The organism is Vibrio sp. V31_P5A7T61, from assembly GCF_009904895.1.
Lineage (GTDB): Bacteria > Pseudomonadota > Gammaproteobacteria > Enterobacterales > Vibrionaceae > Vibrio > Vibrio metschnikovii.
On sequence record NZ_WXWI01000040.1, the window covers coordinates 1 to 6,806 of the forward strand.

Annotated in this window: 6 protein-coding genes, 5 tRNA genes and 1 rRNA gene; 9 read left to right on the top strand and 3 right to left on the bottom strand. The window is 41.9% G+C overall.

Annotated features, from left to right (window positions below; translation table 11 throughout):
* Positions 1-66 precede the first annotated feature (66 nt).
* Positions 67-182 (top strand): 5S ribosomal RNA (gene rrf, locus CAG58_RS09765).
* A gap of 86 nt (positions 183-268) precedes the next feature.
* A tRNA-Asp gene (locus CAG58_RS09770) sits at positions 269-345 on the top strand.
* Positions 346-571: 226 nt separating this feature from the next.
* Here the strand turns inward: CAG58_RS09770 and pssA are convergent.
* Entirely contained in the window at positions 572-1,912 is a 1,341-nt protein-coding gene (gene pssA, locus CAG58_RS09775) for a CDP-diacylglycerol--serine O-phosphatidyltransferase (RefSeq protein WP_161425968.1), read from the bottom strand.
* Between the two features lie 89 nt (positions 1,913-2,001).
* A complete protein-coding gene (locus tag CAG58_RS09780) occupies positions 2,002-2,430 on the bottom strand; it encodes a GNAT family N-acetyltransferase (protein ID WP_372447042.1) in 429 nt (142 codons plus the stop codon).
* Between the two features lie 71 nt (positions 2,431-2,501).
* Here CAG58_RS09780 and murB point away from each other — a divergent pair, with 71 nt between their 5' ends.
* Complete coding sequence (gene murB / locus CAG58_RS09785) at positions 2,502-3,542, top strand: UDP-N-acetylmuramate dehydrogenase (protein ID WP_161425967.1); 1,041 nt, start codon at positions 2,502-2,504, stop codon at positions 3,540-3,542.
* On the top strand, positions 3,542-4,510 hold the full coding sequence (gene birA / locus CAG58_RS09790) for a bifunctional biotin--[acetyl-CoA-carboxylase] ligase/biotin operon repressor BirA (protein WP_161425966.1): 969 nt from the start codon (positions 3,542-3,544) through the stop codon (positions 4,508-4,510). Before murB ends, birA begins: the two co-directional genes overlap by 1 nt.
* Positions 4,511-4,660: 150 nt before the next feature.
* Here the strand turns inward: birA and coaA are convergent, their stop codons facing one another.
* On the bottom strand, positions 4,661-5,584 hold the full coding sequence (coaA, locus tag CAG58_RS09795; RefSeq protein ID WP_040905856.1) for a type I pantothenate kinase: 924 nt from the start codon (positions 5,582-5,584) through the stop codon (positions 4,661-4,663).
* Between the two features lie 205 nt (positions 5,585-5,789).
* Here coaA and CAG58_RS09800 point away from each other — a divergent pair.
* The 5 genes from CAG58_RS09800 to CAG58_RS09820 form a co-directional block, all read left to right on the top strand.
* Positions 5,790-5,865 (top strand) — tRNA-Thr (locus CAG58_RS09800).
* A 27-nt stretch (positions 5,866-5,892) separates the two neighbouring features.
* Positions 5,893-5,977 (top strand) — tRNA-Tyr (locus CAG58_RS09805).
* A gap of 35 nt (positions 5,978-6,012) precedes the next feature.
* A tRNA-Gly gene (locus CAG58_RS09810) sits at positions 6,013-6,087 on the top strand.
* 13 nt (positions 6,088-6,100) lie between these two features.
* A tRNA-Thr gene (locus CAG58_RS09815) sits at positions 6,101-6,176 on the top strand.
* Positions 6,177-6,280: 104 nt separating this feature from the next.
* Positions 6,281-6,806: GTP-binding protein (locus CAG58_RS09820; protein ID WP_161439729.1), on the top strand; the 526-nt coding region annotated here is incomplete at its 3' end.

Consider the following 6,806-nt stretch of genomic DNA (forward strand, 5'->3'; position numbering starts at 1 on the left):
TGGACTCAAAGAAGTGCATTGAATGTGTAGAGAATGAAAAACAGCTTTCCGAATTAACCAAATTTGCTTGGCGACCATAGCGTTTTGGACCCACCTGACTCCATGCCGAACTCAGAAGTGAAACGAAACAGCGTCGATGGTAGTGTGGGGTCTCCCCATGTGAGAGTAGAACATCGCCAGGCTTTAATACTTGTGTTTAGACTTAGCGTCTGAAGACAGAAACTCAATAAAGCAGCCAATCAGACTTTATCGAGTAACAAGACAATGTGGAGCGGTAGTTCAGTTGGTTAGAATACCGGCCTGTCACGCCGGGGGTCGCGGGTTCGAGTCCCGTCCGCTCCGCCACTGATAAGAGTCCCTAGCAGCAATGCTGGGGATTTTTTGTATCGGGTAAATTTATAAAAAGTTTTGGTCTGTGTGAAGAGAGTAGAATGGATCCATTGGATCTTTTCTTTGGCTATCTGTTGGAGTACAGAATACAGAGATTGCGGTATGAGGATTGTATTAAAATGATTCATCAGTAATAAAAAACCGATAGTGAATCACTATCGGCTTCTTTCTGCTATTTTCTTTAAAGAATTTGCTTTAATACTCGGTCAGCTTTAACACGCGTAATTCTTTTCATTAGTCGTTGTACGACGTCAGGATAACTATCGAGCTTCTCAATTTGTTTGTAGGTACAGACTAATTGCGTATGCTGTAAAATGTTATCCATCTCTTTACTAAATTTATCAACGAGATGTCCGTGTTTATCGTGGATAAGTAACGCGTTCTCTAAATCGAGTTTCCATGCTCTTGGGTTAAGATTATTGCCAGTGATCAGCATATAACGTTTATCTATCCAGATACCTTTGAGGTGGAAACTGTTGTCACCATCTTTCCATAAATGAATCGACAGTTTTCGACTAGCGATATTGGCTTCATTAATCTTTGCAAAGCGACGTAGATTGAGTTCATAGAGATAAGGTAAACCGCCAATGGTTTTGAAATCTTGTGAAGGCGCTATATAAAAATCATTCGCAGTTTTGTCTCCGACAATAATATGAACGGTGACTCCTCGTTTAATCGCTTTTTTTACTTCTTTTGCCACAGAAGGCGGAAAATTAAAATAGGGTGTACAGATATAGATTTCTTGTTCAGCCTGAGCAAGTAGGTCAATTACAGTCTGGTTTAGATGATTTCGACGTTTACCAATACCAACAAGTGGAGTCACACCGACTTGATCGGCATTAATCGCTTGTGCCGAAAAGTCGTAGCTCGCTTCCGTAAGCGTAGCGCGGAACTGACGAATATCGGTTTTGATCTCTTTTGTTTTTGGTCTATCAGCACAAGACAGCTCATTAACGGCTGGATGAGCCAATAATGTGTCTTGAATGAAGTTAACCATCGTATCAGCGAGAGATGGGTTATCTAAGGTATGATAGCGATCGAATCGGTAACGTTCTTGATAGTGAAGATAAACGTTATTAATACTAGCACCGCTATAGATTACTTGATCATCAATGATAAAGCCTTTGAGGTGTAACACGCCAAACACTTCTCTTCCGCGAACCGGAATGCCATGTACAGGTATAGCATGGGGGTAACGCTGTTTAAAGTCACAATACAGCGTTGCATTCCCTGCAGAGGCCTCAGCACCGATTAATCCGCGCTGAGCTCGATGCCAATCGACACAAATGTGAATGTCTAATCCTGGATTACGCTGTTTAGCGTTATAAAGTTCTGTGAGTACTTCCCGTCCGGCATCGTCGTTTTCTAGGTATAAGGCCACGATATAGATGCGTTTACTGGCTAGACGAATAGACTCAATAAGATGAGTACGAAACTCTTGAGCTGACAGCAATACATCAAACTTATTAGGATCTTGCGCAATAGTGGGCAGTTGTTCGACTGTATTTCTACGAGCAATCATAGTGATGCTTTACCTTACGTATGTGCAAAATTGCGAGCAGGGTATATTACCAAAATAACGTGAATGATAGCTATAAAAGAGCTCTATTCTTAACATAAGTCATCTTTATACATCATCGGAATAAGAGATTTACCACTTGCTTGGTAGCGCGTAAGCAGGGTTCGCAATTCTGCAGGAAGCTGGTCTGGACGCTGAGTATAAAAATTACCAAGTGTATAAAAGGATGTCAGATGCGGATAAGCAAAACAATAGTCATTGTGTTTCAGTATGTTTTTTTTGCAGTAGATCAATAATGCTTGGCCAATCCCTTTTGAACGCTCCTCACTCACCACGGCCATTCCGGTCAATAATCGATAATCAGCAATTGAGCGAAAACGAACAACGGCTTTGATATGGTGGTTTTCATAAGCCGCGATGATCAGCTCATCACTTTTCGGTTTAGCTGATGGATAGTGCTGTTTATAAAAACGTTTAATCAGTGGTAGTTTTAGCGTCTCTACGTGCTCAAAGTGAAGAATTGGTATTTGCATCTGTCTTATCAAAGTATCTGTTGTAGAATAGCATGAGTTTTATTTAGGCAAAGAGTCTCATGCAACTACACCATAATGCAAATCTTAAGTCTTATCATACTTTCGGTCTTGATCAGACTTGCCAATATTTAGCGGTAATTGAATCTGTCGATGATCTGATTGTACTGCATCAATCTGATGAGTGGGCTAAGCGGCCGAAATTGATGTTAGGCAAGGGAAGCAATGTATTATTTACCGAGCCTTATCAAGGCTTGGTGATGGTCAATCGCCTGTTAGGTATTGAGCATAGACAGGATGCTGACTTTCACTACTTACATGTTGCCGGCGGAGAAGATTGGCCGAGGTTAGTTGAGTGGTCTATTCAGCAAGGTTTACCAGGATTAGAAAACTTAGCGTTGATCCCAGGCTGTGCTGGTTCTGCGCCCATTCAAAATATTGGTGCTTATGGCGTAGAGTTCAAAGCGGTTTGTCACTATGTTGACTACTTATGTTTAGCGAGTCTTACCATTAAAAGATTAAGTGTTTCTGAGTGTCAGTTTGGTTATCGCGACTCTATCTTTAAACAAGGTTTATACGGTAAAGCGCTTGTGGTTGCCGTGGGATTACGTTTAGCTAAAGATTGGCAACCTCTTTTGTCTTATGGCCCTCTCCAATCGTTGCCTGCGACTTGTTCGGCGGAAGATATTTATCATACCGTTTGTCAGGTGAGAAAAGATAAACTGCCAGATCCAGCCGTATTGGGTAATGCAGGCAGTTTTTTTAAAAATCCAGTGGTTGATCAAGCCGTGTTTGAGACTTTAAAAAAGCAGTGTCCAAATTTAGTCGCTTATCCTACAGAGCAAGGTGTTAAATTAGCCGCAGGTTGGCTGATTGAACAAGCGGGATTAAAGGGATATACGTTCGGTGGAGCACAAGTTCATCCTAAGCAAGCTTTAGTTATCATCAATAAGAACAATGCAACGGCACGAGATATTATTGGTTTAGCACAGCAAATTTGTAAGACGGTATACGATAAGTTTAAAGTCCCTCTTGAGCATGAAGTGCGCTTTATTGGTTCAGTCGCAGAAACCCACTTACAAGCGTTAATAGAGACGAAATAATGAAAGATCACAGTGTTAAGTTACGTTTATTAAAGATGCTCTCTGATGGGCATTTTCACTCTGGTGAGTCTCTGGGGGAATGGCTTGGCATGTCGCGAGCAGCCATCAGTAAACATATTCAAGGGATTCAACAATGGGGAATGGATATTCATCGGGTGCAAGGCAAAGGTTATCAGCTTGCTCGACCTCTGATGATGTTGGATGAGCATCGTATTCGTTCTCAAGTAACTAACCCCGTTGAATTGCATCCTATTATTGATTCAACCAATCAATATTTATTAGATAATTCGCACATGATTTCCTCTGGAACGGTTTGTATCGCTGAATATCAAAATAAGGGTCGTGGTCGCAGGGGGCGGCATTGGGTATCGCCTTTTGGCTCTAACCTTTATTTCTCCATGTACTGGCGTTTAGACGCGGGTATGGCTGCCGCGATGGGCTTAAGCCTCGTCATTGGAGTTGCGATAGTAGAAGCACTTGAGGAAATGGGCCTTAATGGGATTAAATTGAAATGGCCCAATGATCTTTATTATCAAGACCGTAAATTAGCAGGAATTCTGGTTGAAATGTCGGGGCAAGCGGGCGGAGCGGCTCACTTAGTGATCGGTATCGGTATGAACCTGATTATGCAAGATGAAAATATAGCTATTGATCAGCCTTGGACCAGTTTGTCACAAGTGCTTGGTCAAGAGGATATCGATCGCAACCAATTGGTGATTAAACTTATACAAGCTCTAAATCGATCATTGGAGAACTATGAACAGCAAGGCATGCAAGAGTTTGTTGAGCGTTGGAATCGGTTGGATAACTTTTTAGGTCGTCGAGTTCATCTCATCATTGGACCGAATAAAATTACTGGAATTGAGCGAGGTATTGATCAGAGTGGTGGTGTTTTACTTGAAACGCCTGAAGGAATAAAAAGTTATCTTGGTGGTGAGATTTCTTTACGCAAAGGTGATGACGAATAAGTTCTTGCCTTTGAACGACCGATTAATGATGAAAAGCTTCTATCACAATAACTTGATATTAGAGTAGAAAATGACTTTTTAAAGTTGTGCTGTTTGAGCTTCACTAGATCAAGTCATTTTCAAGTCAACCAGAGTATCGCATTGTCTGATCTATTTGCGTAATAGTACTTCTTCAACACTATGGCAAAGCCCTTTCCTTAAAATTAATTGAGCTCGCTCTTTGGTGGGTAAAATGTTTTCTTGAAGATTTTTACCATTGATTGAGTTCCATATATGTTGCGCTTTGGCTTTCGCTTCTTGCTCAGTCAACTGTGTATAGTGATTGAAATATGATTCTGGCTTTTTAAAGGCCCCATGACGAAACTTCATAAAGCGATCGATATACCATTTTTCAATTAATTCAGCATCGGCATCAACATAGATAGAAAAATCTAAAAAATCAGAGATAAAGACCCGATGTGGATCATGAGGGTAATCCATGCCACTTTGTAATACATTTAATCCTTCAATAATTAAGACATCTGGCCGATCGACAATTTTCTGTTGAGAAGTGATATCGTAAGTTAAATGCGAGTAAATGGGCGCAGTAACATGAGGTTGTCCCGCTTTTACATCAGAGACAAACTGCACCAAGCGTCGAATATCGTATGATTCTGGAAAGCCTTTTTTATGCATGATATTCCGTTCATGCAAGATTCTATTAGGATACAGAAAACCATCAGTCGTGATTAACTCAACTTTAGGATGATTATCCCAACGAGAGAGCAATGCTCTCAATAAGCGTGCTGTCGTACTTTTACCTACCGCTACACTACCTGCAATACCGATTATAAATGGCGGTGCTTTCTCCGCATGACCTAAAAACTGGTTGAGAACAGTATTACGACTTTGTCTGGCCGCAACATACAAATTTAATAATCTTGCCAAAGGGAGATAAATTTCTACCGCTTCTTTCATCGTAAGGCTTTCATTAATACCTTGTAATTCTTGCAGATCATGTTCTGACAGAGTCATGGTGACTGAGTTACGTAACTCAGCCCATTGGTGACGAGCAAAAGACAAATATGGGCTCATAAAAGGTTCAGTCGTAGTATTAGAAGAAGCAGGCAACATACAATATGCTACTGAGATTGCAAATCAGAAACGCACGAGAATTGGCGATTAAGCAAAAAAATGAATAAAAAAACAGCGAATCAGCTCGGGCCGAATAAAAAATGCTTTTTTTTGCCGATTAGACTTGCAAGCGCTGAGATCATTCAATAGAATGCGCCCCACTTATGCCGACTTAGCTCAGTAGGTAGAGCAACTGACTTGTAATCAGTAGGTCACCAGTTCGATTCCGGTAGTCGGCACCATCTTCTTTAATCGGAAGATAAAAATTTGGAGGGGTTCCCGAGTGGCCAAAGGGAGCAGACTGTAAATCTGCCGGCTCCGCCTTCGATGGTTCGAATCCGTCCCCCTCCACCATATTGTAAAGGAAATAGCTCACAGAGTTACGTGTTGCGGGCATCGTATAATGGCTATTACCTCAGCCTTCCAAGCTGATGATGCGGGTTCGATTCCCGCTGCCCGCTCCACTCATTTTAGAGTGCTGATATAGCTCAGGTGGTAGAGCGCATCCTTGGTAAGGATGAGGTCGGCAGTTCGAGTCTGCCTATCAGCACCAGCTCTAAGCAAAGATTTCCTTTTACTATATAATTATTACCGAACTTTTTTTGGTTGCGTGGTCATAAACAAAGCCACATACATCCGTACCTAGAGGGACAACTCATGTCTAAAGCAAAATTTGAACGTACGAAACCGCACGTAAACGTTGGTACTATCGGCCACGTTGACCACGGTAAAACCACTCTAACAGCAGCTATCTGTACTGTACTTGCAAAAGTATACGGCGGTGAAGCGAAAGACTTCGCGTCAATCGATAACGCTCCAGAAGAGCGTGAGCGCGGTATTACTATTTCTACTTCACACGTAGAATACCAAACTCCATCACGTCACTACGCACACGTAGACTGCCCAGGACACGCTGACTATGTTAAAAACATGATCACTGGTGCTGCGCAAATGGACGGTGGTATCCTAGTTGTAGCTGCGACAGATGGCCCAATGCCACAAACTCGTGAGCACATCCTACTAGGCCGTCAGGTTGGTATTCCTTACATCGTTGTATTCATGAACAAATGTGACATGGTAGACGATGAAGAGTTGCTAGAGCTTGTAGAGATGGAAGTTCGTGAACTTCTTTCTGAGTACGATTTCCCAGGCGACGACCTACCAGTAATTCAAGGTTCAGCAC